The organism is Sphingomonas faeni (genome assembly GCF_003053745.1).
GTDB classification, from domain to species: domain Bacteria; phylum Pseudomonadota; class Alphaproteobacteria; order Sphingomonadales; family Sphingomonadaceae; genus Sphingomonas; species Sphingomonas faeni.
In genome coordinates, this window is record NZ_QAYE01000004.1 from 167,748 (window position 1) to 192,838 (window position 25,091).

Annotated in this window: 26 protein-coding genes and 1 riboswitch; of the genes, 14 read left to right on the top strand and 12 right to left on the bottom strand. The window is 65.5% G+C overall.

Annotation, left to right across the window (positions count from 1 at the left end; all coding sequences use genetic code 11):
• Positions 1-3: 3 nt before the first annotated feature.
• Positions 4-1,398, bottom strand: a complete 1,395-nt coding sequence (locus tag C8J25_RS09115; RefSeq protein WP_107954149.1) for a sensor histidine kinase — start codon at positions 1,396-1,398, stop codon at positions 4-6.
• A complete protein-coding gene (locus tag C8J25_RS09120) occupies positions 1,388-2,053 on the bottom strand; it encodes a response regulator transcription factor (RefSeq protein ID WP_208622559.1) in 666 nt (221 codons plus the stop codon). The genes C8J25_RS09115 and C8J25_RS09120 overlap by 11 nt, the downstream gene beginning before the upstream one ends.
• 91 nt (positions 2,054-2,144) lie before the next feature.
• On the opposite strand from C8J25_RS09120, the gene C8J25_RS09125 reads away from it, so the two are divergent.
• The 4 genes from C8J25_RS09125 to C8J25_RS09140 all read left to right on the top strand — a co-directional run bounded on the left by C8J25_RS09125 (position 2,145) and on the right by C8J25_RS09140 (position 6,939).
• A complete protein-coding gene (locus C8J25_RS09125) occupies positions 2,145-3,227 on the top strand; it encodes an ABC transporter substrate-binding protein (RefSeq protein WP_107954150.1) in 1,083 nt (360 codons plus the stop codon).
• Positions 3,224-4,705, top strand: a complete 1,482-nt coding sequence (locus C8J25_RS09130; RefSeq protein WP_107954151.1) for an OprO/OprP family phosphate-selective porin — start codon at positions 3,224-3,226, stop codon at positions 4,703-4,705. The genes C8J25_RS09125 and C8J25_RS09130 overlap by 4 nt, the downstream gene beginning before the upstream one ends.
• A 232-nt stretch (positions 4,706-4,937) precedes the next feature.
• Positions 4,938-6,239 (top strand): CitMHS family transporter, encoded by a 1,302-nt coding sequence (locus C8J25_RS09135; RefSeq protein WP_107954152.1) that lies wholly within the window; start codon positions 4,938-4,940, stop codon positions 6,237-6,239.
• A gap of 40 nt (positions 6,240-6,279) precedes the next feature.
• Positions 6,280-6,939, top strand: coding sequence for an alpha/beta fold hydrolase (locus tag C8J25_RS09140; protein ID WP_107954153.1), 660 nt, complete (start codon positions 6,280-6,282; stop codon positions 6,937-6,939).
• Between the two features lie 249 nt (positions 6,940-7,188).
• On the opposite strand, the gene C8J25_RS09145 is transcribed toward C8J25_RS09140, so the two are convergent.
• Positions 7,189-8,226, bottom strand: a complete 1,038-nt coding sequence (locus C8J25_RS09145) for an MBL fold metallo-hydrolase (RefSeq protein ID WP_107954154.1) — start codon at positions 8,224-8,226, stop codon at positions 7,189-7,191.
• A 68-nt stretch (positions 8,227-8,294) separates the two neighbouring features.
• Here C8J25_RS09145 and C8J25_RS09150 point away from each other — a divergent pair, with 68 nt between their 5' ends.
• Entirely contained in the window at positions 8,295-8,870 is a 576-nt protein-coding gene (locus C8J25_RS09150; RefSeq protein ID WP_107954155.1) for a DUF4337 domain-containing protein, read from the top strand.
• Between the two features lie 120 nt (positions 8,871-8,990).
• On the opposite strand, the gene aguB is transcribed toward C8J25_RS09150, so the two are convergent.
• Entirely contained in the window at positions 8,991-9,839 is an 849-nt protein-coding gene (aguB, locus tag C8J25_RS09155) for an N-carbamoylputrescine amidase (RefSeq protein WP_056064445.1), read from the bottom strand.
• Positions 9,840-10,014: 175 nt separating this feature from the next.
• On the opposite strand from aguB, the gene ung reads away from it, so the two are divergent.
• Both ung and C8J25_RS09165 read left to right on the top strand, forming a co-directional pair.
• Positions 10,015-10,713 carry a uracil-DNA glycosylase gene (ung, locus tag C8J25_RS09160; protein WP_107954156.1) on the top strand — a complete coding sequence of 233 codons (699 nt, stop codon included), beginning with the start codon at positions 10,015-10,017 and terminating at the stop codon, positions 10,711-10,713.
• Positions 10,710-11,009 (top strand): alkylphosphonate utilization protein, encoded by a 300-nt coding sequence (locus C8J25_RS09165; RefSeq protein ID WP_093398329.1) that lies wholly within the window; start codon positions 10,710-10,712, stop codon positions 11,007-11,009. Before ung ends, C8J25_RS09165 begins: the two co-directional genes overlap by 4 nt.
• Positions 11,010-11,057: 48 nt before the next feature.
• Here C8J25_RS09165 and C8J25_RS09170 read toward each other — a convergent pair whose 3' ends face one another.
• On the bottom strand, positions 11,058-11,912 hold the full coding sequence (locus tag C8J25_RS09170) for a hypothetical protein (protein ID WP_107954157.1): 855 nt from the start codon (positions 11,910-11,912) through the stop codon (positions 11,058-11,060).
• Between the two features lie 145 nt (positions 11,913-12,057).
• Here C8J25_RS09170 and C8J25_RS09175 point away from each other — a divergent pair, with 145 nt between their 5' ends.
• The 5 genes from C8J25_RS09175 to C8J25_RS20275 all read left to right on the top strand — a co-directional run bounded on the left by C8J25_RS09175 (position 12,058) and on the right by C8J25_RS20275 (position 14,134).
• The gene (locus C8J25_RS09175; RefSeq protein ID WP_107954158.1) at positions 12,058-12,306 is read left to right on the top strand and encodes a type II toxin-antitoxin system Phd/YefM family antitoxin; all 249 of its coding nucleotides are present in this window, start codon (positions 12,058-12,060) and stop codon (positions 12,304-12,306) included.
• Positions 12,303-12,569 (top strand): Txe/YoeB family addiction module toxin, encoded by a 267-nt coding sequence (locus C8J25_RS09180; RefSeq protein ID WP_107954159.1) that lies wholly within the window; start codon positions 12,303-12,305, stop codon positions 12,567-12,569. Before C8J25_RS09175 ends, C8J25_RS09180 begins: the two co-directional genes overlap by 4 nt.
• A gap of 39 nt (positions 12,570-12,608) precedes the next feature.
• On the top strand, positions 12,609-12,974 hold the full coding sequence (locus tag C8J25_RS09185; protein WP_107954160.1) for a ribbon-helix-helix domain-containing protein: 366 nt from the start codon (positions 12,609-12,611) through the stop codon (positions 12,972-12,974).
• The gene (locus C8J25_RS09190) at positions 12,971-13,258 is read left to right on the top strand and encodes a type II toxin-antitoxin system RelE/ParE family toxin (protein WP_107954161.1); all 288 of its coding nucleotides are present in this window, start codon (positions 12,971-12,973) and stop codon (positions 13,256-13,258) included. The genes C8J25_RS09185 and C8J25_RS09190 overlap by 4 nt, the downstream gene beginning before the upstream one ends.
• A gap of 363 nt (positions 13,259-13,621) precedes the next feature.
• Complete coding sequence (locus C8J25_RS20275) at positions 13,622-14,134, top strand: hypothetical protein (protein ID WP_146173320.1); 513 nt, start codon at positions 13,622-13,624, stop codon at positions 14,132-14,134.
• A gap of 22 nt (positions 14,135-14,156) precedes the next feature.
• Here the strand turns inward: C8J25_RS20275 and thiC are convergent, their stop codons facing one another.
• The 6 genes from thiC to C8J25_RS09220 all read right to left on the bottom strand — a co-directional run bounded on the left by thiC (position 14,157) and on the right by C8J25_RS09220 (position 21,491).
• A complete protein-coding gene (gene thiC, locus C8J25_RS09195) occupies positions 14,157-16,121 on the bottom strand; it encodes a phosphomethylpyrimidine synthase ThiC (RefSeq protein WP_107954162.1) in 1,965 nt (654 codons plus the stop codon).
• A gap of 39 nt (positions 16,122-16,160) precedes the next feature.
• Positions 16,161-16,270: riboswitch (TPP riboswitch) on the bottom strand.
• 410 nt (positions 16,271-16,680) lie between these two features.
• Positions 16,681-17,559: an outer membrane protein gene (locus tag C8J25_RS09200; RefSeq protein WP_244186926.1), complete on the bottom strand. Its 879-nt coding sequence runs from the start codon at positions 17,557-17,559 to the stop codon at positions 16,681-16,683.
• Positions 17,560-17,635: 76 nt separating this feature from the next.
• Positions 17,636-18,658 (bottom strand): ferritin-like domain-containing protein, encoded by a 1,023-nt coding sequence (locus tag C8J25_RS09205; RefSeq protein WP_107954163.1) that lies wholly within the window; start codon positions 18,656-18,658, stop codon positions 17,636-17,638.
• Positions 18,659-18,709: 51 nt separating this feature from the next.
• Positions 18,710-19,732, bottom strand: coding sequence for a ferritin-like domain-containing protein (locus C8J25_RS09210; RefSeq protein WP_107954164.1), 1,023 nt, complete (start codon positions 19,730-19,732; stop codon positions 18,710-18,712).
• 391 nt (positions 19,733-20,123) lie between these two features.
• Positions 20,124-20,966 (bottom strand): MipA/OmpV family protein, encoded by an 843-nt coding sequence (locus tag C8J25_RS09215; protein ID WP_107954165.1) that lies wholly within the window; start codon positions 20,964-20,966, stop codon positions 20,124-20,126.
• A gap of 90 nt (positions 20,967-21,056) precedes the next feature.
• Positions 21,057-21,491 carry a DUF2141 domain-containing protein gene (locus C8J25_RS09220; RefSeq protein WP_425275460.1) on the bottom strand — a complete coding sequence of 145 codons (435 nt, stop codon included), beginning with the start codon at positions 21,489-21,491 and terminating at the stop codon, positions 21,057-21,059.
• Between the two features lie 504 nt (positions 21,492-21,995).
• Between C8J25_RS09220 and C8J25_RS09230 the strand changes: the two genes are divergently transcribed.
• Positions 21,996-23,957, top strand: coding sequence for a glycoside hydrolase family 127 protein (locus C8J25_RS09230; RefSeq protein WP_107954166.1), 1,962 nt, complete (start codon positions 21,996-21,998; stop codon positions 23,955-23,957).
• A 118-nt stretch (positions 23,958-24,075) separates the two neighbouring features.
• Positions 24,076-24,276 carry a hypothetical protein gene (locus C8J25_RS09235; RefSeq protein WP_107954167.1) on the top strand — a complete coding sequence of 67 codons (201 nt, stop codon included), beginning with the start codon at positions 24,076-24,078 and terminating at the stop codon, positions 24,274-24,276.
• On the opposite strand, the gene C8J25_RS09240 is transcribed toward C8J25_RS09235, so the two are convergent.
• Positions 24,260-24,814 (bottom strand): GNAT family N-acetyltransferase, encoded by a 555-nt coding sequence (locus tag C8J25_RS09240; protein ID WP_107954168.1) that lies wholly within the window; start codon positions 24,812-24,814, stop codon positions 24,260-24,262. The two genes, C8J25_RS09235 and C8J25_RS09240, sit on opposite strands and share 17 nt — an antisense overlap.
• Positions 24,815-25,091 lie beyond the last annotated feature (277 nt).

Genomic DNA, 25,091 nt, shown 5'->3' on the forward strand with positions numbered 1-25,091 from the left:
AGGTTACTCATTCGCGTGAAAGAACCGCAGGATCACGCTCGTGCCGCTGGCCACCTCGCCGAACGCCACGGTCGCATTCAGGCGAGTCGCCGCCGACCGCACGATCGCCAGGCCGAGGCCGCTTCCCTCCGGACTCCCGGATGCGCCGAGCCGGACGAACCGGTCGAACGCCATCTCGCGCTGGTCGATCGGTATCCCCGGCCCATCGTCGACCACCGCGATCGTCGTCTCCGATGGCGACGTCTGGAGCCTCACCGAAACGGTGCCGCCGCGCCGGTTGTAGCGGATGCCATTGTCGATCAGGTTCGACACGATCTCGAAGATCAGCGTGCGGTGGCCGGGTACGACGTGGCTGACCTCCGGGTCGCCTTCTATGGTCAGATCTATGCCGGCTTCGATCGCGCGGTTGATCTGTCGCGTGATGACCGCCACCGCCACTTCGCGCAGATCGACCGCCTCGAGCGGCGCGGACACGCCGGCCTCCTCGGCGCGCGCCAACGCCAGCAACTGCGTCACCAGGCGTTCGAGGCGCACCACCGCGTCGGCGATCTCGTCGAGCGCGACGCTGCGTTCGGGTCCCGAGCCGCGGCGGGCGAGCGCGACCTGGACCTTCAGCACCGACAAGGGCGTGCGCATCTGGTGCGATGCATCTGCGGTGAAGCGGCGGACGCCGACGGTCGCAGTGTCGAGCTGCGCCAGCAGGCGGTCGAACGCACCGGCGAGCGGGCGGAGTTCGCTCGGGAGCGGCCCGGTGTCGAGCGGCGAGAAATCGGGGCGAGCGCGTCCATCGCGTGCTTCGACGGCACCACGCAGGCGGGCAAGCGGGCGGAGGCTCCAGCCTAACGCAGGCCGGATGAGCAACGCCGCGGCACCGACGAGGACGCATTCCCCGATCAGCAGCGCGAGCATCAGCCGACGGGTGAGCGCACCGCGGTTGTCGAGCGTCTCGGCGATCTGGACGATCACGGGCTTGTCGATCCGGGGAAGCGAGCGGCGGACTTCGGCGATGCGGATCTGCTGCCCGCGGTAGCGCGCGAAGCGATAGCGCGGCACGTCGATGTCGAGCGTCGCAGGATCGGGGGCGGGCAAATCCGCATAGCCGGTCAGCAGGTCCGGCCCGACGGCAACGCGGTAATACACGTTGTCGCGTTCGGTATTCTCCAGCATCCCGAACGCGGCGGACGGCAGATCGAGCGTCACCTCGCCGCGCTCGACCTGCACCGTCTCGGCGATCGCGCCGAGCGCACCACCGAGCACGCGGTCATTCGTGCGGCGGACGACGTCGGCGATCAGCGTCGCGCCGACCACGCCGATCAGGATCGCCGCCGCCAGCAACGGGCCGAGCACCGCGACCAGCAGGCGCGTACGCAGCGCTGGGGTACGCGTCTCAGCCGGCATCGAGCATATAGCCGACCCCGCGGACGGTGCGGATACCGGGGCCGTCGGGCGCAAGTTTTCCCCTCAGCCGCGTGACATGGACCTCTATCGCGTTGTCGCCTACTGGCTCGTCGAACCCGAACACCTCGCCGATCAGCAACGCTCGGGGGACGACCCGGCCAGCTCGGGTGGCAAGCGCCTCCAGAACCGCACGCTCCCGCCGACGCAGGTCGAGCGCACGGCCGGCGATGTCGGCGTCACCAGTCGAGCGGTTGATCGTCAGCGTACCGACGCTGAGCACTGGCAAAGGATCGCCGCCTCGCCGCCGCCCCAGCGCCCGGACGCGCGCCTCCAGTTCCTCGGGGTCGAACGGCTTCCGCAGATAATCGTCGGCGCCGAGATCGAGCCCGCGCACCCGGTCGTCGAGCGCATCGCGCGCGGTCAGCATCAGCACCGGCACCCGCTCGCCGCGCCGCCGCAACGTCTCCAACACGGTGAACCCGTCGATACCGGGCAACCCGACGTCGAGGATCACCAGCGCATACGGCTCCCCCGCGATCACTGACAGCGCATCCTCGCCCGTCGCGACGTGATCGACCGCATTACCGTCCGCACGCAGCAACGCCGCGATGCTGCGCGCCAACGCCGCGTCGTCCTCGATCAGCAGGATGCGCATGAAAAACCATGAAAGGTTGGTGACAGGTTCGGTTCGTACTCCACCGTTGCAGTCTATCCGAACACAGAGACGGAAGGCGAGGAGAGTGACGATGGCACGAATTTTAATGAAGATCGCGATACTGACCGGGCTGTCGGCGCTTGCCGCGACGGCCGTGGCGCAGCGCCCTGCCAACTATCCGCGCTCCTACGACCAGCTGATCTCCGACGCGCGTGCCGAACGGCAGGTGCGGATCTATGGCAATGCCGATCGCGCCGAGCTGCTGCCGGTCGTCGCTGCGTTCCGGAAGCGGTATCCGGGCATTACCGTGCTGTATGCGGACATCGGCTCGACCGAGATGTACCGCCGCTTCGTCACCGAGACGCGCGCGAAGAAAATGTCCGCCGATCTTGTCTGGTCGTCGGCGATGGACCTACAGGTCAAGCTGATCAACGACGGCTTCGCGCAAGGCTATGCGAGCCCCGAAAAGCCCGCGCTACCGCCGGTGTCGGTGTGGAAGAACATGGGCTTCGGCGTCACCGCGGAGCCGATCGGGATCGTCTACAACAAGCGTCTCGTGCCTGCCGCACAGGTGCCGCGCACGCACGCCGCGCTGGAGACATGGCTGCGGAAGAACGTCCGCGCGCTCAATGGCCGCGTCACGACGTTCGACCCGGCACGCTCCAACGTCGGCTATCTGTATCTCTCGGAGGACCTCGCGATCACGCGCGACACGCGGTCGCTGCTCGAGGCGATCGCCGCGACCAGGCCCGTCCTGTCGCGGACCAGCGAGCCGATGCTGCGCGGCGTCGCCGAGGGGCGGCAGGCGATCGCGTACAACGTGATCGGCTCTTACGCGCTGGAACGCGCGCGGACCGATCCCCGGATCGGCGTCGCGTTCCTTCAGGACTATACGATCGTCACCTCGCGGATCGCGTTCATCGCGCGCGAGGCCGCGCACCCCGCGGCGGCGAAACTGTTCCTTGATTTCCTGCTGTCGCGCGAAGGCCAGTCGCTGCTCGCCAAGCGCAGCCTGTGGCCGGTCCGCACCGACGTTTCCGCCCGCCGTCTTCCCTCGAGCCAGGCGCGACCGATCCGCGTGGGCCCGCAACTTCTCGTCAACCTCGACCGCGTCAAGCGCCAGCGTTTCCTGCGCGACTGGACCGCGATTCTCGCCACCGGAGCCCAACAATGACTCTCTTCCGTACCGGGTGCGCCGCACTCGCGCTGATCGCCGCGACTCCGGCGCTGGCCCAAGCTCCGACCGACGCCGACCTCGCCGCACTGGTGCGTGCGCAGGCCGCCGAGATCGCGGCGCTGAAGTCGCGTCTCGATCGGCTGGAGAACAACGCCGCCGTCGCGCAGGCGTCCGCGCCAGTACCGCCCGTGCAGATCGCACCGCAGGCGGTCGCGCAGAACACCGAGCCGCGTCGCACCGTGCCGTTCGCGCCGCAGCTCGCGCCTCCGGGTCCCGCCGATCGTAGCGTCGCGCAGGCGGTCGCCGCACGCGACAATCCGTCGGGCGTGACCACCGAATGGGGCGCCGGCCTGCCCGTCTTCCACTCGGCGGACGGCGTCTACACGTTCAAGCCGCGCGGCCGCATCCTGACCGACGTCAGCTCCAGCTTCGGCTCGAAGTACGACGGCCGCAACATCACGACGACCGGCATGCGCGCGCTGCGCCTCGGTCTCGAAGGCGGCGTCGGCACGCACTTCTTCTACCAGTTCGAGAGCGACTTCTCGGAGAACGAGGTCGACGTCGTCACCGCGTTCGTCGGCTGGCGCAACAAGATCAAGCCGGGTCTCGATTACGACGTTCGCGCCGGTCACCTGTTCAACGATCGCGGCTTCGAAGGCTCGACCGGCTCGGATTCGACGCCGTTCCTGGAGCGCACCACGGTCGCGACCGCGATCATCCCGCAGCGTGGTTTCTACGGTATCGGCGTGATGCCGCGCATCTTCTGGAAGACCGGCCATGCCTCGGTGACGATCACCGGCGACCGGATCGATGGCACGCAGACCGTCGGCGACAGCCGCACGGTGCTTGGCCGCGCGCACTGGAACCCGATCAAGTCCGATACCGGCGTACTCCACATCGGCGCGTGGGGCTTCGACGAGTCGCTCTCCTCGGTCGCCGGCACGCTGACCCGCAACACGGTGATCGGCGGCCGCTTCAACGGCGCGTTGCGCGTGTCGACCGGGCCGCTGATCGGCGGCACCGGCACGACCGGCTACGGCGTCGAGCTGGGCGGCTATCGCGGGCCGTTGTGGGTAATGGGCGAAGCGGGCCGCCGCAACGCGCGGCTCGACGGCGGGCGTCCCGATTTCGTCAGCAAGGCGTGGAGCGTCTCGGGCGGGTTGTTCCTGACCGGCGACCTGCCGCCATACAACCCGCGGCTCGGCAGCTTCGGCCAGCCCAAGGTGTTGAAGCCCACGTTCGACGGCGGGGTCGGCGCGATCGAGCTGACTGCACGCTACGAAAGCCTCGATTTCGACAATCTGCTGACCGGCGGCGACGGCTGGGCGGCGACCGTCGGGGTTAACTGGTATTTGAACTCCTTCACCCGCTTCCAGGTGAACGCGATCCAGTGGAACACCGACAACCGCGCCGGCGACTATGTCGGCAACGATAGCGGGCAGACGCTCAGCGCCCGCGTCGGCGTCACCTTCTGATGCTGGCCGGCATGCGATCTGCCACGACGGCCCGGCCCCACCCCTCCGTCATCCTGACGAAAGTCAGGATCCAGAGCCACAAGGGACCACGCTCCGTAACCCTCAATCCTGACTTTCGTCAGGATGACGGGGTGCTTGCGGCCGCCCGTGTGGCGGTCCCCGCGACGGTAACTGCGGCGACGTCTGCCACATCCCCCACCCCCCTATTCACGCCCTTTCCTAGGACGATGCGATGAACCTTGCCCTGCTCGGCTTCCTGATGGTCGCCACGTTCATGACGTTGATCATGACCAAGAAGATGACGCCGCTGGTCGCGCTCATCGTGATTCCGTCGCTCTTCGGCGTGTTCGCGGGCGAGGCCGCGGGTCTCGGCCCGATGATGATCGACGGCATCAAGAACCTCGCGCCGACCGGCGTCATGCTGCTGTTCGCGATCCTGTTCTTCTCGACGATGACGGATACAGGGCTCTTCGATCCGCTGGTCGGACGGCTGATCCGGATGGTCCACGGCGATCCGATGCGGATCCTGATCGGGACGGTCGTGCTGTGCGCGCTCGTCAGCCTCGATGGTGATGGGTCGACCACCTACATCATCACGATCGCCGCGCTGCTGCCGCTCTACAAGCGCTTCAACATGAACCGGCTGTACCTCGTCTGCCTGTTGATGACGACGAGCGGGATCATGAACCTGACGCCGTGGGGCGGCCCGACCGCCCGTGCGGCGAGTGCGCTGAAGCTCGATCCGGCCACGCTGTTCCTGCCGCTGATCCCCGGCATGATCGCCGGCCTCGCCTTCCTGATCGGTCTCGCGGTGTATTTCGGCCGCAAGGAGCGCGTCCGGATGGGTGAAGCGGGCATCACCGCTGACACCGAGTTCACCGGCATGGCCGTCTCGCAATACCCTGAAGCCCGCCGGCCGAAGCTGATCTGGTTCAACGCCGCGCTCGTCATCACGCTGCTGACGTTGCTGGTGTGGGGCATTCTTCCGCTGTCGGTGCTGATGATGCTGGCGTTCGCGATCGCGATGATCGTCAACTATCCCGGCGTCGCCGACCAGAAGGAGCGCATTTCCGCGCATGCCGGCAACGTGCTCGCGGTCGTCTCGCTCATCTTCGCGGCGGGCATCTTCACCGGCATTCTCGGCGGCACCGGCATGGTCGAGGCGATGAGCAAGGCGGTGGTCGGCGTGATCCCGCCCGCACTCGGGCCGTACATGGCGCCGATCACCGCGGTGCTGAGCATGCCGTTCACCTTCTTCATCTCGAACGATGCGTTCTATTTCGGGATGCTGCCGATCCTCGCCGAGGCCGGCGCGCATTACGGCGTCGCACCCGAGGCGATCGCCCGCGCGTCGCTGATGGGCCAGCCGGTCCACTTGCTCAGCCCACTGGTGCCGTCGACCTATCTGCTGGTCAGCCTGGTCGGCATCGATCTCGCCGATCACCAGCGCTTCACGCTCGTGCCCGCGATCGCGGTCTGCACGGTGATGACGATCGTCGGCATGATCGCGCTCGCCTTCCCGTTCGTCGCCTGAGGTGAGCATCCCCGCAACCCGCCGCTACCGGAGATTTCGCATGGTCCGACCGCGTACACCGTTGATGCTGCTTCCCGCGATGGGCTGCGACGGGCAGCTCTGGGCGCGCCAGATCGTCGACCTCGCCGCCGTCGCACAAGTCGAGTTCGGCGACCTGTCGCAGGACGATACGTTGTCCGAAATGGCCGCGCGCGTCCTCGCCAGCGCACCACCGCGGTTCGCGGTCGCGGGCGTCAGCCTCGGCGGCTACGTCGCGATGGAGATGGTGCGGCAAGCCCCCGACCGGATCGAGCGGATCGCGCTGTTCGGCACGCGCGCGTCGATGGAGGTACGCCCGCGTACCGTCGTCGGCCAGGGCCTGCTCGCCACCGCGCCGCACGCCGACCCGCGCCTGACCGCGATCGTCGCCGGCCCCGCACAGGCGATGGCGGAACGCGTCGGCCAGACCGTCTTCGAACGCCAGCAACGCGCGCTGCTCGCCCGTCCCGACATCAGCGAGGCGATCGCCGCGATCCACGTCCCGACGCTGGTGGCGGTCGGCGACCGCGACCTGATCTGCACCCCCGACGACGCACGCGCGCTGAGTGCACGGATCGAGGGTTCGCGGTTTCACATGCTGCGCTCCTGCGGTCACCTCGCACCGATGGAGCGTCCCGGCGAAGTCACCGCACTGCTCCGCCAATGGCTGAAGACCGGCTGATCGATTAGGAGGGTCCTCTGCCAGGACCGTGCAGGCGCCGTTCGCTCGACGGTCGGCATGGACCCTGCTCTTCGATGAGATGCATCGTGACCTCGACCGACGACCAGCGTCCCGTATCGGCAACCCTGTGGTCGACCGGGCTCGAGCCCGCCATAGTCCCGCGCTCACGACAGGCGTTTCCCAGCTAGGCGCCGGCCTCCGCCGGGGAGGTGTGAACGGCGGGCTCCTGTGTAACTCCGGGATTGGAAGCTACTCGATCACCCAAGCCTCGCCGGCGACGGGCGTGCGGAAGCGGCTGATGGGAATGTGTTCGCGTAGCAGCGCCGCGCGGAGGTGATCGGGGGGTTCGTTGATCCCCTCTGACGTCAGCTCGAACGTGCCCCAGTGGACGCCGATCGCATAGGCTGCGCCGAGTTGTTCGAACGCGGTCACCGCCTGGTCCGGGCCGATGTGGTTGTCGGTCTCGTGTCCTGCGAAATGATACGCGCCGATCGGCAGGATCGCGAGGCGGACCGGGCCGGCTGCGCGCGCTTCGGTTGCCCAGCGCATGTCGCCCGGCCCGGTGTCGCCCGCGAAATATAGGTTCCCACCGGGCAGCGTTACCGTAAAGCCCGCCCAGAGCGTCTTGTCGCGGTCGCCGGGGTCGTATTCGCTCCAGTGGTGCGTGCGGTCGACGATCACGGCGATGCCGGGACGTAGCGTCACCCGGCCGCCCCAGTCGCGCGCGACCGCATGGATGCCGCTGCGCGCGAGGATCTGGTCGTTGCCGAGGCCGGTCACGATCAGTGGCTTGTCGCGGCGCCAGAGCCGTCTCATCGCGGTCATGTCGAGGTGGTCGCGGTGGTCGTGGCTGAGCAGGATCAGGTCGATCTTCGGCAGGTCTGCGAGACGCACGCCGGGTTCGCGGACTCGCTTCACGCCTACGAACTGGACCGGGGACGAGCGTTCGAGCCACATCGGATCGGTCAGGATGTTGAGCCCCTGGGTCTGCACCAGCACGGTCGAATGGCCGATCCAGGTGACGCGCAGCGTCTGGCCCTCGACACGGGCCGGGGGCCGCGTCGGGGTGACGGGGACTTCGGGCCAGCTGCGGTAAGGTGGCTTCACGAGATTGCGAAGCAGCGCGACCGGGCCCTGCTTCTGCTCGCCGGTGCTGCCCTGCACGCCGTCGGGGTTGAAGAAGCGCGTCCCGTTGAAGTGATTGCTCCGCGGAAAGGTCTTTGTCGACGGCGTCGCGCAGCCGGTGAGGAGCGCGAGAGCGAGCAGTATCGAGCGAGGGCGGATCATGGCGCGCTGACGACTATGTCACGCGATCATCAGGGTCCAGTCACGCGCGGAGGGCCATAGCGACCAACATGGATGATGATTTCGAAGTGCGCGGGTTGCATGAGCAACTGTCGGAGGAACGCGCAGCCAAGGGTGAGGCGTTCGACCAGCGAATCGCGCTGTTCACCGCGATCCTGGCGACGCTGGCGGCGGTGACCAGTTTCCTCGGCGGGCATACGCAGAACGAGGCGCTGCTCCACAAGAACGAGGCGGTGCTGATCAAGGCTCAAGCGTCGGATGCGTGGGGCTATTACCAGGCGGAGGATCTGAAGCGGCATATCGCGCAGATGGAGGTCGATCTCGCGCCGCCTGGGTTCGGTGCGACGCAGATGGCGACGCACCGGGCGGATATCGCGCGGTACAAGGCGCGCGGGACGGCACTGAAGCGGGAGGCGGAGACGCTCGATCGTCGCTCGGCGGCGGCGGACGGGGAGTCGGACGAGGCGTTGCGGCCGCATACGAAGCTGGCGCTGGCGGTGACCGCGATCCAGGTGGCGATCGCGCTGGCGTCGATTACGGCGCTGACCGGGCGGCGGTGGTTGTTGTGGGTCGCGGGGGCGGCTGCGCTGGTGGGCGCGTTGTTGGCTGGGCTGGCTTGGTTCTGATCCTCCCCTGCAAGGGGAGGTGGCGCGAAGCGACGGAGGGGTGATGCCCTATCGAGACCGCGTCACCCCTCCGTCATCGCTGCGCGCTGCCACCTCCCCTTGCGGGGGAGGATCGAGAGGTCAGATGTCTTGGACCAGGCGGCCGTACAGGTCGGGGCGGCGATCGCGGAAGAAGCCGAAGGCGGCGCGGTGGCGCTTGACGATATCGAGGTCGATCGTCGCGGTGATCACGCCCTCGTCGTCGCGACCTAGCTCGGCGAGGATGTCGCCGCGCTCGTCGGCGATGAAGCTGGTGCCGTAGAAGGTCTGGCCGTGCTCGACGCCGACGCGGTTGGCGGCGACGATCGGGACGACGTTCGAGACCGCGTGGCCGACCATGGCGCGCCGCCAGAGCCGCGCGGTGTCGAGCGAGGTGTCGTGCGGCTCGCTGCCGATCGCCGTCGGGTAGAAAAGCACTTCGGCGCCCATCAGCATCATCGCGCGTGCGGTTTCCGGATACCATTGGTCCCAGCAGACGCCGACGCCCAGTTTCCCGGCGGGGTGCGGCCAGACCTTGAAGCCGGTGTTGCCGGGGCGGAAGTAGAACTTCTCTTCATAGCCGGGGCCGTCGGGGATGTGGCTCTTGCGGTAGACGCCCTGCACGTTGCCGTCGGGGCCGATCATCGCGAGGCTGTTGTAATGATGCGGGCCGTCCGCCTCGAAGAAGCTGGTCGGGATCGTGACCTTGAGCGCCTCGGCGAGCGCCTGCATCGCGAGCACCGCCTTATGCTCGCCCACGGGTGCGGCGTTGGCGAAGAGGCCCTCGTCCTCGACGCGGCAGAAATACTCGCCCTCGAACAGTTCGGGCGGCAGGATCACCTGCGCGCCCTTTGCCGCGGCCTCGTGGACGAGGCGCGACACGTTGGCGATGTTGCGGTCGATGTTGGGCGTGAAGCCCAGCTGCAGCGCGGCGACGGTGATCTCGGTCATGGGCGCGCATATAAGAGAGCGGTTCGGGTTGTGCGAGCCTTTGGTGATCCGGTTCCCCCGCGGAGGCGGGGGTCCAGGATCTCGGGCGGTGTCGTTTGTGATCCTGGGCCCCCGCCTTCGCGGGGGAACGAGGGGGCGATTGACACTCCCCTGCCCTGTCCGACATGCGGCAGGGATGATCGATCATACGCTCCCCCCAAGTTGGCAGGCGCTCGCTGCCGAGTTCGACGCGCCGTACATGCGCGCGCTCGATGCGTTTCTGGAGGGCGAGCGGGCGGCGGGGGCTCGGGTGTTTCCGGAGGATGCGGACCGGTTTCGCGCGCTGGAGCTGACGCCGCTCGATCAGGTGCGGGTCGTGATCCTGGGGCAGGATCCGTATCATGGCGAGGGGCAGGCGCATGGGCTGAGCTTCTCGGTGCGGGAGGGGGTGCGGACGCCGCCTAGCCTGGTGAACATCTACAAGGAGCTGGAGGCGGATCTCGGGATTCCGCGGGCACGCCATGGCATGCTGGATCATTGGGCCGCACAAGGCGTGTTACTGCTCAACGCGGTGCTGAGCGTGCGGATGGGCGAGGCGGCGTCGCACCAGAAGCGCGGGTGGGAGCGGTTTACCGATGCGGTCATCGCGGCGGTGAACGCGCAGGACAAACCGGTCGTGTTCCTGCTGTGGGGGGCGTATGCGCAGAAGAAGGCGGCGTTCGTCGACGACGTTGCGAAGGGCGGGCGGCATCTGGTGATCCAGTCGGCGCATCCTTCGCCGCTGGCCGCGCGGACCGGGTTCTTCGGATCGCGGCCGTTCAGCCGGGCCAACGCCTTTCTCGAAACCCATGGGCGCGCGCCGATCGACTGGGCGCTGCCGGAGACTGACCGATGAGCGACGAATATGTCTATGACGAAGCGACCGGCGAGTGGGTTGCGGGCGGTGCGGCGACCGCGGTGGCGGCGGACGACGGTGCGGTCGTGGTGCGGGACTCCGTCGGCAACGTGCTGGCGGACGGCGACCAGGTGACGCTGATCAAGGACCTGACCGTGAAGGGTGCGGGGCAGACTCTCAAGCGCGGCACGCTGATCAAGTCGATCCGGCTGACCGGCGACGCGCAGGAGATCGACTGCCGGTACGAGGGGATCAAGGGACTGGTGCTGCGCGCGGAGTTCGTCCGGAAGCGGTAGGGCTTCGAAGCCGCGGTTGAGGGGGCGGCGCCAAAGGTCACGATAAAGTTACGCTCGGAAACGGCGCCGGCCAGGACCTTCATGGTCATCCTCACCCTCCTGGACGCGGAGCCTCTCGGGGTATTTCGGCGGGATCGTCGCCTTCGCGGCGGCGAGCTGCGCCTCGAACGTCTGGACGGACGGTGCGGAACCGGCTGACGCGGGACGGCGCCTGGCGACGGGTTCAGCGCGGATATCGGCGACTTCGAGCGCCATTACCAGCGCCTCGGGGGCCATCAGGCGGTGCGGTTCGGCGGGCATCGGCGGCGCGAGCGCGGCGAGCGTGGTATCGACCGGCGGTACCGGAATGGGCGCCGGCGCAGGCGACTGGCCGGGGGTGCGATAGCGATCGGGTTGGTGCGCCCGCAGGAGGAACATCAGCAGGCGATCGTTGAAGCGGACGCGCTGGCCGACGCGGTTGCCGTCGCGGTCGAACACCGGCTCGGGCGATCCGTTGATCGCGCGGTCGAAGGCGAGATCGACCAGCCGCAGCGACGCGGTCTGCACCGCCGCATCCCACGCCGCCGCGAACGCCGCGCCATCGGCCGCGCGGCGCAGGCGGTAGCAGGAGGTGGCCGACATGTTCACCTCGCGCGCGGCCTGCGTGACCGAACCGGTATCCGCGAGCACGCCGATGAACGCCTGCTGCGTCGCGACCGTCCAGCCATCGTGCCGCACCTTCCGGCGGACCGGCACCCAGTCATACTCGGCGAGGTCGAAGTCCTCGACCGTCGGGAGATGCTCCGCCTCGATGATGGTCATCGCGGTGGTCCGTGCGGTTGGCTCGGGAGTGGCCGGTTCGAGAGCGGGGGCGATGTCGGGCATGACATCGCGGCGAGCGCGCGTGCGCGTGGGTTTGGTCATGGCCGGAGCGGATCAGGCGGGCGGCGTGTAGGACAGCGTTTGCGCGGGCTGTTGGACTTTTTGTGGAGAGGGTGTGGCGCGGGGGCATCCTTCACGACAGCCGCGCATGGTTGACATTGGACAAGATATTGTCCATATTCCATTCATGCAGACCGTGACCTATTCCGAAGCGCGCGAGAACCTGAAGTCCGTGATCGACAAGGTCGCGGCGGACCGGGCCCCCGTGATGATTACGCGGCAACGCGGCGAGAATGTCGTGCTGATCTCGGCGAGCGAATGGGCCGGGATGGAGGAGACGCTCTATCTGTTGCGCTCGCCCAAGAACGCCGAACGGTTGCTGGAAGCGGTCCGTGGGTTCGAGACTAACGATGCAGAAGCAGTTCCTTTTCCGTGAACGTAGCCTTCTGGCCTACGGCTTGGGAGGACTATCGTCACTGGCAGGATCATGACGCGAAACTGGTCGACAAGTTGCACGTGCTGATCGAGGAATGCCGACGCCATCCCTTCAAAGGTACGGGCAAACCCGAACCGCTCGGCGGCAATCTGTCGGGCTGGTGGTCGCGCAGGATCAGCCACGAGCACCGACTCGTGTACCGCGTGACGGGAAGCGGCGATGCGCAGACGTTGCAGGTCGCGCAGTGCAGGTATCATTATTGATGTGCTTGTCGCGTACCCCGCAAATGCATAGGATCGGACATGGCACAGAATAGTGTAGACCTTCCTGACGAGCTGATGGCTTGGGCCGAGCGGCAAGTCGCCGAAGGTCGCTATGATAGTCTTGACGCCTATGTCGCTGATCTTGTTACGCGCAACATGGATGATGCTGGGAAACTAGCCCCGTCGAATGCTGCGATCGAGGACGGCCTTGCATCGAAACCGGCTGACGACTCGATGGCGGACATGACTGCGCGCCGAGATCGCGACGACGATACGCTTGGTGCCCTGCGCCGGTCCTGGGCTCAGGGTATCGGCAGTGGCCCTCCCGTCGACGGCAATTTCAATGCCGCAGATATCGCACGCCGCAGTGGCCGGTCTGGTGAGGCGGTTCGCAAGCACGGATGAAGATCCGTCGCCTCCCGCAGGCGATACGCGATGTCGACGACATATGGCTGTATATCGCACGGCACGATCCCGATGCGGCAACGCGACTGGTCGAGCGACTTGTCTCGAGTGTGGCTCGGTTAGCGGACTATCCAGAAAGTGGTTCGGCGCGGCCTGAGATCGGGACTGGCGCACGAAGCATTACGGTCGGCAATTATCTTGTGCTGTATCGAGTGGAGCGCGACAGCGTGGATATCGTGCGGGTCGTGCATGGCGCACAATATTCGCTTGGACTACTCCCATAATAGCTCACACCTGTTCAGCAGCCCTGATTCAAAACACAACGTATCCGATCGAAATTATCTAATTCGCATTTTCAAAATCCATTGCCCGCCGATACGAATCATGGGTTTATTGGCCAGATCTCTGCATGATGCATACGATAAGTGGCATACGGCCCCGTAAACGCTACCACGCTGCATGACGCGAGTTAGTATCAAATTGAATAGCTGATTCAGTAGCTTACAAACATGCGTTCGTAGGCGAAGATCTACTTTTCTTTCACTGTTAGTTTGCTTTTTCCTTCCAACTGGCATGATCTAAGTTGATGGATATTTCGATATATATAAGGTTAATGCCCTTAACACTTACATATGGTGTAATATCGCATGGGCGCTGGCCATAACGAAGAAAAATTCAAAGCCGCGATTTTACTGCGTAGTGAGTCGAAAATTTGGGCGGAAGCAAAGTCCGAGTGGGAGTTGCATCTTGTCTATGATGACCCATCCGAAAGAGCCTGTGAATGCGGCCATCAACCTATCATTCAGATATGCGTCATCAGAAATAAGGACAACAGTAACGAGGCCGAAGTAGGGAACGTATGCGTTCATCGTTTCATGAAACTAGCTTCTCAGCGAGTTTTGTCAGTTCTAAAAAGAATCCGATGGGATTTAAAAAAGTCTTTGAATCCTGCGGCCCTCGATCTTTTTGCACGTAGAGGCGTCATTTCGACGGAGGAGAAAGACGATTATCTCGATTATTGGCGAAAACGTACAAACCTAACCGACGAACAAAAAAATCAAAAGAACGACATTAACATCCGTGTCATCAAATATGCGGACGAAGAAGCTGCTCGACTAATCGCCAATTTCGCCAAGAATGGTTTGAAGCCGCGGTTATAATCACGGCTTCCCCGCCCTTCGCTTACTCTGCAGGCAGATAGATTTCGCTGCCCTTCTCACGGAATTTTTCGCTCATGTCCGCCATGCCTTTTTCGGCGTCGGCGTGGGAACCCTTGGCGAAAATCGCTCGGTTGGCGTCGGTTTGGTCGACGTCTGCGGCCAGGAACGTATCCGCCGGCGCGTTCTGCTTCGCTGCAAAGTCCCTCACCTCTTGCGTGATCTTCATCGAGCAGAATTTTGGGCCGCACATCGAGCAGAAGTGGGCGGTCTTGGCACCCTCGGCTGGCAACGTCTGGTCGTGGTAGGATTCCGCGGTGTCGGGGTCGAGGGAGAGGTTGAACTGGTCTCTCCAGCGGAACTCGAAGCGGGCGCGGGAGAGCGCGTCGTCACGCATCTGGGCGGCGGGGTGGCCCTTCGCTAGGTCGGCGGCGTGTGCGGCTAGTTTGTAGGTTACTACGCCCACTTTCACGTCGTCGCGGTCGGGGAGGCCTAGATGCTCCTTGGGCGTGACGTAGCAGAGCATCGCGGTGCCGTACCAGCCGATCATCGCGGCGCCGATGCCGCTGGTGATGTGGTCGTAGCCGGGGGCTATGTCCGTGGTGAGTGGCCCTAAAGTGTAGAAGGGCGCTTCGCCGCAGACTTCGAGTTGCTTGTCCATGTTCTCCTTGATCTTGTGCATCGGGACGTGGCCGGGGCCTTCGATCATGACCTGGACGTCGCTCTTCCACGCGCGGTGGGTGAGTTCGCCGAGCGTGTAGAGTTCGCTGAACTGCGCTTCGTCGTTGGCGTCGGCGATGCTGCCGGGGCGCAGGCCGTCGCCGAGGCTGTAGGCGATGTCGTACGCCTTCATGATCTCGGTGATCTCGTCGAAGCGCTCGTAGAGGAAGCTCTCCTTGTGGTGGCTGAGGCACCATTTCGCCATGATCGAGCCGCCGCGCGAGACGATGCCGGTGACGCGTTTCGCGGTCATCGGGATGTAGGCGAGGCGCACGCCGGCGTGGATCGTGAAATAATCGACGCCCTGTTCGGCCTGCTCGATGAGCGTGTCGCGGAAGATCTCCCAGGTGAGGTCCTCGGCGACGCCGCCGACCTTTTCGAGCGCCTGGTAGATGGGGACGGTGCCGATCGGGACCGGCGAGTTGCGGAGGATCCATTCGCGCGTGTCGTGGATGTTGCGGCCGGTGCTGAGGTCCATGACCGTGTCCGCGCCCCAGCGGATCGACCAGACGAGCTTGTCGACTTCGGCGGCGACGTTGCTGGCGACCGCGCTGTTGCCGATGTTGGCGTTGATCTTGACGAAGAAGTTGCGGCCGATCGCCATCGGTTCGGATTCGGGGTGGTTGATGTTGTTGGGGATGATCGCGCGGCCTCGGGCGATCTCGTCGCGGACGAATTCGGGGGTTACGAAGTCGGGGATCTGCGCGCCGAAGGATTCGCCGTCTCGCTTGTAATCCTTGAGCATCGCGCGGCCGAGGTTTTCGCGAGTGGCGACGTATTCCATTTCCGGGGTGATGATGCCGCGTCGCGCGTAGTGCATCTGGCTGACGTTGGCGCCGGCGCGCGCGCGGAGGGGGCGCTTGATGGTGGCGGGGAACTGGGGGACGCCGGAGTCTTTGTTGCCGCCCTGCGCTGCCGCTTGGGCGGTGCGGTCCGTGCCGAGCCGGCTGGCGGCAAGATAGCCGTTGTCTTCGGGGCGGAGTTCTCGGGCTTCGTAGGATTCCACGTCGCCTCGGGCTTCGATCCAGGCGCGGCGGAGTTGGGGGAGGCCGGCGTTGATGTCGATTTTCGCGCGGAGGTCTGTGTAGGGGCCGCTGGTGTCGTAGACGCGTAGCGGGGGTTCGCTGCAGCTTGGGTCTAGGACGATTTCGCGCATGGCGACGCGGACGTCGGGACTGGTCGGGACTGCTACGTGGATTTTCCGGGAGCCTCGGATCGGGCCGGTGGTTACGCCGATGTCTGCGGTCTTGGATTGCGTATCGATGGCCATGCGCTTGCTCCTACGGGTGTCGGAGCAAGGATTGCGGTTCTGTGGCGACCGCTCCCTCCCTCCGCCGGTATCAACCGGATCAGGTTCAGCGGGTCGAAGGCTCCTGCCTTCCTCTCAAGCGCGGATAAGCGCTCCCCCGGGGTGGGGTGAGCATAGGGGGGTTGGGTTGGGGTGCAATGGGGAATTTGGTGGTCGAGGTGCGGGGGCGAGACGTTTGGGCTTGGGGCTTGACCTTCGACTTCGCTCAGGGCGAACGGAGGGTGCCTCTTGCGATCCTCCCCCGCTAGGGGGAGGTGGCTGGCTCTTGCCAGACGGAGGGGGAGGTAAGGGAAACTTCTGTTGCGTGGCCCTCCCCCTCCGTCACCTTCGGTGCCACCTCCCCCTGGCGGGGGAGGATCGAGCACATAAAGAAAAGGCCGCTGCCCGGTTTGGGGCTGCGGCCTTTTCTGTCACTCCGCGCGCCGTCAGTCGTAGCTAAGATACGCCTTGTGGCGTGCTCTGCTGCGCTGGCCGGGCTTGGACGAGTCCTGCACCAGCTTGGTGCAGGCCGCCCTGTGCATTAAAATCTAAACGACACGGTGCCGCGCAGCGAGTGCCAGCGGAAGTTCTCGTCGCTGCGGCGGAAGGTGGTGCCAGCGGTGTTGGGGGCGAGGACGAACGGGTTGTTCGCGAGCAGGACCGGGCTGCCGGCGAGCGCGGTGCCGGCGGTGACCAAGACGCGGGCGTCGTCGTCCTTGTACTGGTGATAGGTGTATTCCATGCCGATCGAGATGTTCTTGGTCAGCTTCTGCTCGATGCCGCCGCCGCCGACATAACCCCAGCGCTTGTCCGAGCCGGTGGCTGCGAACGCGTTGGCGGTGTTGGTGGTGAAGAACAGGTTGTCGATCTTGGCATAGCCGGCGCCGCCGGTGGCGTAGAACAGCGTGTTGCGCGCGGCGAGACCGGCGCGGAGGCGGGCCGAGCCTTCCCACTTCAGCTTGCGCGCCATCGTGTAGCTGGCGGGCGTGGTCGAGAAGGCGGCGACGCTGTCGGTGATCTCGGACTTGCCGAATTCGCCGACGATGCCGACCACGAACGCGCCGCGCTGCACGTCGAAGCCTGCACGGCCGTAATACGACCAGCCGTCATCGTCGTTGCGGCAACCATAGGCGGGGACCGCGGTGCGGGCCGAGCCGTTGCAGAAGCCCGGCGAGAAGGCGTTGGCGCCGGTGATGGTGTTGACGCTGTCGCTGAAATTGCCGTCGTTGTTGCGGTCGAACAGGATCGACGAGCCGACGTCGTTGCCCTGGACGTCATAGCCGCCGGCCGCGCCGATATAGACGCCCGAGAACGGATTGCGGTCGCTGTCCGTCGTCATGTCCTGCGCGGCGGCCGGAACGGCAAAAATGCCCGCGGCGGCGAGACCGGCGAGCATGGTGAGCTTCGTTAGGTTTTTCATGGTCGTTCCCCAAACAAGGGTCGCGGTGCTCCCGTGCGCCGCGACCCCAGGTTTATGTTTTAGACGATCGTCGCGATCACGCGTTGGCGCCGCTGGTCCGCAGCGAGTCGAGACGGTTGTTCGTGCCGTTGGGGAAGAAGCCCCCGCCGATCTTTGCGGTGTTGGTCAGGTAGACGATGTTGTGCACCTGAGCGACCGAGCGGCTGTAGGCGAGGCCGTTGGCGTCGGTGGGCACGATGTTCGAGACGGTCGCATCGGTACCGGTGATGCCCTGATCGATATCGCTCGAGCCGTCGAGGCTGTCGCGTGCGTCGCTGATCTGGTTGGCGGCGGTGATGAGCGACGGGATCGGGTTCGGCGTCTGCAGACCCTTGCGGTACAGGATCGTGCGGATCAGGCCGGCGTGATACGCCTCTGCCGCGAGGATGCCGGCGGCCGCCTCGAGGTAGGTCCTGTTGCCGATCAGCGGTGCTGCGCCCTTGTACGCCGACACACCGACGTCCTCGAAGATGTACGCGCCGAGCAGGAAGCTGTTGTCGTCAGCATAGGGGTTGAACACACCCGTTGCGCCGATGACGCCAGCCGCGCGTGCGGCGGCCGTGAACGCGCCGGGAGCGGCAGCCGTGCCGACCGAGATGTCGATCGCTGGCTGCGCGACGGCAGCGTTGCCGAGTGCGCGACGCAGGAACGCGACGTGAGCGACTTCGTCGATCGCGATCTCGCGGGCGTATTCACGCACCACGGTATCCTGGAACGGCACCTGCGCACCGCCGGTGACAGCACCCTGCGTACCGATGCCGGTCAGCAGGTTGGCGTTCAGGCCGACGCCGAATGCCGCGAACGCGTAGAACTGCGCTTCGAGATATTCGAGGTTCAGCGCGACGTTGAGCACGTCGGCGTCGTTGAGTGCCGCAACAGGCGCCGGTCCCGGAGTCGGGGTCGGCGCGAGATCGGCATCGTCGCTGCCGCATGCCGAGAGAAGCGTGGCACCGCCGATTGCGAGCGCGGAACCGCCGGCAAAACGCAGGAAGTTACGGCGTTCGTTGCGCCGGCTGGCGATCGCGTCGAACATTTCGAGCTTGGTAGAGAGATCGGTCATTGGGTTAATCCCCTGAATAGCAAAGAAGAGCGTTGGGCGAGGCCGATGCGATCAGGCTGCCGCGATGCTCGTTCTGATGGTGCCGTTCATGCCGTTCGGGTAGAACCCGCCGGCCGATGCCGCACCGCTGTTGAGATAGACGATGTTGAGCACCTGGCTGGCCGAGCGGCTGTAGGCGACACCATCTGCGTCGAGGGGAACGATGTTCGACACGGTGACGGCGGCCTGCGTCGCCGACAGGTTGATCGGCGTCGCCTGATACGACGAGATGCCCTGATCGATGTCGTTGGTGCCGAAGATCGTCGTGTTGGCGCCACCGCCGTCGAGGCTGTCGCGAGCACGCGAGATCGCGTCGGCCGAGGTGCGCAGCGACGGGGTCGCGATGCCCTTGCCGTACAGCGTCGTGCGGACGATCGCAGCGTGATACGCCTCGACCGCGAGCAGGCCGGCAGCGGCTTCGAGATAAGCCTTGCTGGTGAGCAGCGGGGCGGCGCCCTTGTACGCGGTCACGCCGACGTCTTCGAAGATGAACGCTCCGAGCAGGAATGCTTCGTCCGAAGCATACGGATCGAACGCGGTGCCGGCGGGGACGAGGCCAGCAGCCTGTGCCGCGAGCGAGAAGGCGCTGGTCGGCGAGACGCTGACATCGATCACCGGCTGCGCGACGGCGGCCGAGGTGCCGAGCGCGGTGCGGAGGAACTTGACGTGTGCGATCTCGTCCTGCGCGATTTCACGCGCGTACTGGCGGACGATCGGATCGGTGAAGTTGACCTGGCGACCACCGCGGACCGCGCCCTGGGTGCCGGTGCCGGTGAGCAGGCTGTTGTCGAGGCCGGTGCCATAGGCGGCGTAGGAGTAGAACTGCGCCTCGAGATATTCGAGGTTGAGTGCGAAGTTCAGGACGTCCGCATCGGTGATCGTCTGTGCCGACGCCGAGCTGGAGAAGGACAGCGCGGTCGCACCGGCTGCGGTCATCGCAGCGGCGCCCAGCGCGGTCTTGAAGAATTCACGTCGCTCGCTGCGGCGTTCCACTCGCGCATCGAGGGCTTCGATCAGGTGCACGCTCTCGGTCATATCAGGGTCCTCCCCTTGCTGTTGCGGACGTCGAAATGCTCTGCGGCAGTCGCGCAACGGGGCATGCCCCGATCAGGTCGATTGCTCGAATCCCGCTCGTAACGCGCTCAATTACGGACATAAAAAAAGCCGTCCGTGGCGAGAAACGTACGCGGATGAATAATGGATGCACGGTTCAAGGGGGTGCGATGAAATAAATTTCACGACCCGGCAGAGAGGCTTACCTGCTTGCGATGATTGGGGTTTTGGTGGCGGCTGGATGCCGGCTTCACCTTTCCCTGGTCCTCCCGGAAAACGCCCGGCAGGCCCTCTTTTCTCTCCCTACCGGAGAGAGAGAAAAGGTAACGCGTTCGGCGGATCGGGCCGAGCCGGATCCGCCGAAATCGATAGCTTAGAACGTGTAGGTCAGGCCGAGGGCGTAGAGCCACTGGTCCGCATCACCGACGTCGGCGACGATCGGGGTGTTCTTATACTTGCCGAGCATGCGACCGTAGAGGACGCCTGCGCCGACGCCGAAGCCGTGGCGCAGATCGCCCGAGAGGCTCTGCACGACGAACAGCGAGGCGTTCGCGCGACGGAAGCCGCTGTCGTTGATGTCGTAGGTGCGCAGGCCGCTGTTCAGCGAGCCGATCGGCGTCACGGCGGCATAGGTGCGGCCGAAGCCCTTGCCGGCGTAATCCGCCGACACGCCGAGCGAGACGAGCGTGCGGACCGACAGCGGCGTGGTGTAGTTCACCTGCGGGGTGATGACGTAGCTGTCATAGGTGCCCGACACGTCGTGGACGTACGCGACGCGCGCGGTGATCGTGTCGTAGTCGCTGGTGATGACGCCGGTCTTGCCGATGCCGACATAGCCGCCGAGCTCATACGCGGTATCGATCTTGCCGAGTGCGCGGACCTGGCGGTTGTCGATGTCGCCGGTGCGATCGCGGCGGATGCCGCCGATGACGCCGACTTCGTAGTTGATGCCGACTTCGCCCGTGTTCGGGATCAGGTTAAAATAGAGCTGCGTGCCGCGGAGGAAGAAGTCATGCCCGCGCACCGTGCCGACGATGGCGCCGGCGGGGGTGAAGGAATTGCTGTCCGCACCTTCGTAATCGGGCATCGACACCGCACCGACCGCGATGGTGATACGGTTGTTGTCGCGCGGGTCCGTGATCGTTGGCGACGGGTTCGGATCGGTCTGGGCGAGCGCCGGGGTGGCGGTTGCCAGCACCGCGATTGCGGCAGACATGAGAAGGGTGAATGCGCGCAAGGAAATGCTCCGGAGAAAAAGGTTCCACGTCGCAACGCGGTAAAACCGTTTTCGGTCCGCTGCGATCGGTCAGAAGATGTAACGCATTTTTACCTGTTGCATTTCGGCATCACCGGCAAGCATGAACCGGGCGGCATCGAAACGCGGCGGGCCGAAGCGGACGGCGGCATTGCGCGAGAACCCATAGCCCTCGCGCGGGATGCCCGCGATCGTATCGAGCTTCGCATTGCTGTTCTCGTCATGGATGATCGCGAGCGCATAGCCTCGCTGCGGCAGGCCCGAAAAGCTGGTAGCGTGGATGCTGGCGGGCAGCGTCCGCGTCAGTGCCTTGGCATCGTCGACGCAGGCGGGGAAATTGTCGGGGTCCGCGGTGAGGCAGATCCGGATCATCCCCTTCGACGAGCGGAGATTGTCGACCTGGACGTCGAGCCGCGTGACGGGCGCGGTCGCCGACAGCATCGCCCATGTCGTTGCTGCCGCCACGACGAGCAGCCGCTTCCGCATGCGCGCCGGCAAGATCGCCGCGTTGCTTGTCGGTGCCGCAGAGCCGATCCCAAAAGCGGAAATAGAGGCCATAGATGCACCCGTGTCGTTCGTGATGTCGCCGATGATGGCTCGCCGTGATCAGCCAGCCGCCCCATGCGCCCCGCCACATGAACCGGAGAAAAACTTCCCCACGTCATGCGATGGGTTACCCCATAGCCGTCATGATCGTCAGTACCAGACCCGGTGCGTCGATGTTGATCGGAATCAACAGCACCCGTAGCGGAATTACCACAGCGCCGGTGATCGGCTCGATCGGATCGCCTTGATCAGGAGGTCGCGAGACGCCGTTGTAGGCGCGTGATCGTGTCGGACTCCCGCATGATGGAGTCGCGGATGGTCGTGCCCAGTTCGCCGGCCATGTCTGCGCGCATTGGGTACCCTAATCCACGACATCCCGCCTCTTTCGCCTGTGCGACACGCCTGCTACTCAGACAAATAATGAGAGCACGAGAGGGTGTCGTTATGGTCGAGCTGTGCCGCGGGGGCCAATCCCGCCGGAAATTCCTGACGGGTGTCGCGACCGGTGCTTTGACCGTGGGCTCCCTGTCGATCGGTCCGCAGGCGTTTGCGTTCGTGCCGCCAGAGGTGGTGCCGGCGACGGTGCCGACCGCGACATTGCAGGCGTTCGACCTGGCCGACGTCACGCTCGGCGAGGGACCGTTCCTGCATGCGCAGCGCAAGACCGAGGCGTATCTGCTCGCGCTGCAACCCGACCGGATGCTCCACAATTTCCGGGTGAATGCCGGGCTGGCACCGAAAGCACCGGTCTATGGCGGCTGGGAATCGGATCCGCTGTGGGCGGACATCAACTGCCACGGGCATACGCTGGGGCATTATCTGTCGGCGTGTGCGCTCGCCTATCGATCGACCGGCGACCGGCGGTTCAAGGTGCGGATCGACCATATCGCGCGCGAACTGGCGGCGTGCCAGGCGGCGTCGGGGACCGGGCTGGTCTGCGCGTTCCCAGACGGGCCGGCGCTGGTGGCGGCGCATCTGCGCGGCGATCCGATCACCGGCGTGCCGTGGTACACGCTGCACAAGGTGTATGCGGGCCTGCGCGATGCGACGTTGCTGGCGGACAGCGACACGGCGCGCGCGGTGCTGCTGCGGCTGGCGGACTGGGCGGTGGTCGCGAGCCGGCCGCTGAGCGATGCGCAGTTCGAGACCATGCTGGATACCGAGCATGGCGGCATGAACGAGGTGTTCGCCGACCTCTACACGATGACCGGGACCGCCGAGTATCGGACGATGGCGGAGCGGTTCTCGCACAAGGCGATCCTCGCGCCGCTGGCCAAGAGCCGCGACCATCTCGACGGGCTGCATGCCAATACGCAGGTGCCGAAGATCATCGGTTTCCAGCGGGTGTGGGAGGTGACGGGGAAGCCCGAATACCGCGAGGCGTCCGAATTCTTCTGGAAGACGGTGGCGCTGACGCGGTCGTTCGCCACCGGCGGGCACGGCGACAACGAGCATTTCTTTCCGGTCGCCGATTTCGCCGAGCATGTCCTGTCGGCGAAGGGATCGGAGACGTGTTGCCAGCACAACATGCTGAAGCTGACGCGGGCGCTGTTCCTGCACGATCCGCAGGCGGGCTATGCCGATTATTACGAGCGGACGCTGTATAACGGGATCCTCGCGTCGCAGGACCCGGACAGCGGCATGGCGACGTACTTCCAGGGTGCGCGGCCGGGCTACATGAAGCTGTACCACACGCCCGAGAACTCGTTCTGGTGCTGCACCGGCACGGGGATGGAAAACCACGTCAAATACCGCGACTCGATCTATTTCCACGACGACCGCGCGCTGTACGTGAATTTGTTCGTGCCCTCCGCCGTGCGGTGGAAGGACAAGGACGCGGTGCTGACGCAGGTGACGGCGTTCCCCGATGCGGCGACGACGACGCTGCGCTGGACGTTGAAGCGACCAGCCGAGCTGACGCTGAAGCTGCGTCATCCGGGGTGGAGCCGGACCGCGGTGGTGCTGGTGAACGGGGTCGAGGCGGTGCGGTCGACCAGTCCGGGGCGGTATCTGGAATTGGCGCGGGGGTGGCGCGACGGCGATACGGTGGAACTGCGGCTGGATATGCGCGCCGGGGTCGAGCGGTCGCCGGCGGCGCCGGAAATCGTCGCGTTCACTTACGGGCCGCTGGTGATGGCGGGCAGCTTCGGGCGCGAGGGGCTGGCGCCGGGATCGGACATCATCGTCAACGAGCGCAAATATGGCGAGTATAATGCCGCGCCGTTCACGCCGCCGACGCTGGCGGGCGATCCCGACACGATCGCGCAGAAGATGCGCGCGGGGGACCGGCCGCTGGAGTTCACGATCCTCGCGGCGGACCGGCAGCCGGTGCGGATGGTGCCGTATTTCCGCGTCGCGCATGAGCGCTATGCGACCTACTGGCCGATCGCGCCGGGATTGGCGTAGGTCGGGCGGTGTAGTCCCGACGCGTTCGATGCGGTTGCGATAGCCTCTATGCAGTGCGGCGAAACCTGATAGCCTCCCTCTTCAGAGCAGGACGACCTGCCAATACGGAGAGAGATGCATGGCACATCAAAACGCCGCGCGCGGGGATACCGGCACGAATACCAGCGCCGATTCCGGCAGGGATCACAAGAGCCTGATCTATGTGATCGCGGGGAGTATATTGGCGTTGGGGCTGGTGTTGATGGCGTTCTACGACCGGGCCGGCGATTCCATGCCGATCGCGTCGGTGGAGACTCCGGTGGTTACTGCGCAGAAATAGCGCCGGGACTTTGCGACGCCGCGGCTCGGTCGAAGATCAGGATCGGGGCGTCTCGGTAGGTGCCCGTGGTGCGAAGGCGGTAGCCTAGCCGTTCCGCGAGGCGGATCGAGGGGGCGTTAGCGGGGTCTATGATGCAGGTCGTCGCGGGGATGCGCGCGTCGGTCCAGGCGAGGATCGCCGCGAGCGCTTCGGAGGCGTAGCCTTTTCCTTGCGCATCGCCGGTCAGCGTCCAGCCTGTTTCTGGAGTTGCGTCGATCGAGGGGTCGATGGCTCTGCGTGCTTCGATGAGGCCGAGTTCGCCGATGAGGTGGCCTGTGGCGGTGTCGCGGGCGATCCAGCTGCCGTAGCCGAACAGCGACCATTGGCCGATCGAGCGGAGCAGGCGGATCCAGACGTCCTCTCGGGTGCGCGGCTGGCCGCCGATCATCGTGTAGACGCGCGGGTCGGTCCACATTGCGGCGCAGTCTTCGAGGTCGGTGGCGGCGTGGGCGCTCAGGGTTAGGCGGGCGGTGGTTAACGTGGGAGCGGATGTGGGCATTTCCACGGTCTACGGGTGATCTCGACGGAGGGGTATCCGTTGCAAAGCTTTCTCCCCTCCGTGGAAGGGAGGGGTCGGGGGTGGGTCGGCCCGCTTGAGCCACTCGCGTTCCGGTATGCGGAAGGCAGTCCACTCTTTAACCGCGCGTGTTCGAACTTGCGGAAGCCGACCCACCCCCAGCCCCTCCCTTCCAGGGAGGGGAGCAGATTGAGCTTCTCCTCTTCGTACGGTTCGCACGTTCGCACGTTCGCACGTTCGCACGTTCGCACGTTCGCAC

Excerpts from the sequence above, each read along its gene's own strand:
- C8J25_RS09120 (WP_208622559.1), bottom strand. The coding sequence starts at position 2,053 with ATGCGCATCCTGCTGATCGAGGACGACGCGGCGTTGGCGCGCAGCATC.
- C8J25_RS20275 (WP_146173320.1), top strand. The coding sequence starts at position 13,622 with ATGGGCGCTGGCCATAACGAAGAAAAATTCAAAGCCGCGATTTTACTG.
- C8J25_RS09170 (WP_107954157.1), bottom strand. The coding sequence starts at position 11,912 with ATGACCAAACCCACGCGCACGCGCGCTCGCCGCGATGTCATGCCCGAC.
- C8J25_RS09205 (WP_107954163.1), bottom strand. The coding sequence starts at position 18,658 with ATGACCGATCTCTCTACCAAGCTCGAAATGTTCGACGCGATCGCCAGC.
- aguB (WP_056064445.1), bottom strand. The coding sequence starts at position 9,839 with ATGACCGAGATCACCGTCGCCGCGCTGCAGCTGGGCTTCACGCCCAAC.
- C8J25_RS09150 (WP_107954155.1), top strand. The coding sequence starts at position 8,295 with ATGGATGATGATTTCGAAGTGCGCGGGTTGCATGAGCAACTGTCGGAG.
- C8J25_RS09210 (WP_107954164.1), bottom strand. The coding sequence starts at position 19,732 with ATGACCGAGAGCGTGCACCTGATCGAAGCCCTCGATGCGCGAGTGGAA.
- C8J25_RS09115 (WP_107954149.1), bottom strand. The coding sequence starts at position 1,398 with ATGCCGGCTGAGACGCGTACCCCAGCGCTGCGTACGCGCCTGCTGGTC.
- C8J25_RS09235 (WP_107954167.1), top strand. The coding sequence starts at position 24,076 with ATGGCACATCAAAACGCCGCGCGCGGGGATACCGGCACGAATACCAGC.
- C8J25_RS09185 (WP_107954160.1), top strand. The coding sequence starts at position 12,609 with ATGGCACAGAATAGTGTAGACCTTCCTGACGAGCTGATGGCTTGGGCC.
- C8J25_RS09125 (WP_107954150.1), top strand. The coding sequence starts at position 2,145 with ATGGCACGAATTTTAATGAAGATCGCGATACTGACCGGGCTGTCGGCG.
- C8J25_RS09200 (WP_244186926.1), bottom strand. The coding sequence starts at position 17,559 with ATGAAAAACCTAACGAAGCTCACCATGCTCGCCGGTCTCGCCGCCGCG.
- C8J25_RS09190 (WP_107954161.1), top strand. The coding sequence starts at position 12,971 with ATGAAGATCCGTCGCCTCCCGCAGGCGATACGCGATGTCGACGACATA.
- C8J25_RS09140 (WP_107954153.1), top strand. The coding sequence starts at position 6,280 with ATGGTCCGACCGCGTACACCGTTGATGCTGCTTCCCGCGATGGGCTGC.
- C8J25_RS09220 (WP_425275460.1), bottom strand. The coding sequence starts at position 21,491 with ATGCGGAAGCGGCTGCTCGTCGTGGCGGCAGCAACGACATGGGCGATG.
- thiC (WP_107954162.1), bottom strand. The coding sequence starts at position 16,121 with ATGGCCATCGATACGCAATCCAAGACCGCAGACATCGGCGTAACCACC.
- C8J25_RS09130 (WP_107954151.1), top strand. The coding sequence starts at position 3,224 with ATGACTCTCTTCCGTACCGGGTGCGCCGCACTCGCGCTGATCGCCGCG.
- C8J25_RS09215 (WP_107954165.1), bottom strand. The coding sequence starts at position 20,966 with ATGTCTGCCGCAATCGCGGTGCTGGCAACCGCCACCCCGGCGCTCGCC.
- C8J25_RS09135 (WP_107954152.1), top strand. The coding sequence starts at position 4,938 with ATGAACCTTGCCCTGCTCGGCTTCCTGATGGTCGCCACGTTCATGACG.
- C8J25_RS09165 (WP_093398329.1), top strand. The coding sequence starts at position 10,710 with ATGAGCGACGAATATGTCTATGACGAAGCGACCGGCGAGTGGGTTGCG.
- C8J25_RS09145 (WP_107954154.1), bottom strand. The coding sequence starts at position 8,226 with ATGATCCGCCCTCGCTCGATACTGCTCGCTCTCGCGCTCCTCACCGGC.
- ung (WP_107954156.1), top strand. The coding sequence starts at position 10,015 with ATGATCGATCATACGCTCCCCCCAAGTTGGCAGGCGCTCGCTGCCGAG.
- C8J25_RS09230 (WP_107954166.1), top strand. The coding sequence starts at position 21,996 with ATGGTCGAGCTGTGCCGCGGGGGCCAATCCCGCCGGAAATTCCTGACG.
- C8J25_RS09240 (WP_107954168.1), bottom strand. The coding sequence starts at position 24,814 with ATGCCCACATCCGCTCCCACGTTAACCACCGCCCGCCTAACCCTGAGC.
- C8J25_RS09175 (WP_107954158.1), top strand. The coding sequence starts at position 12,058 with ATGCAGACCGTGACCTATTCCGAAGCGCGCGAGAACCTGAAGTCCGTG.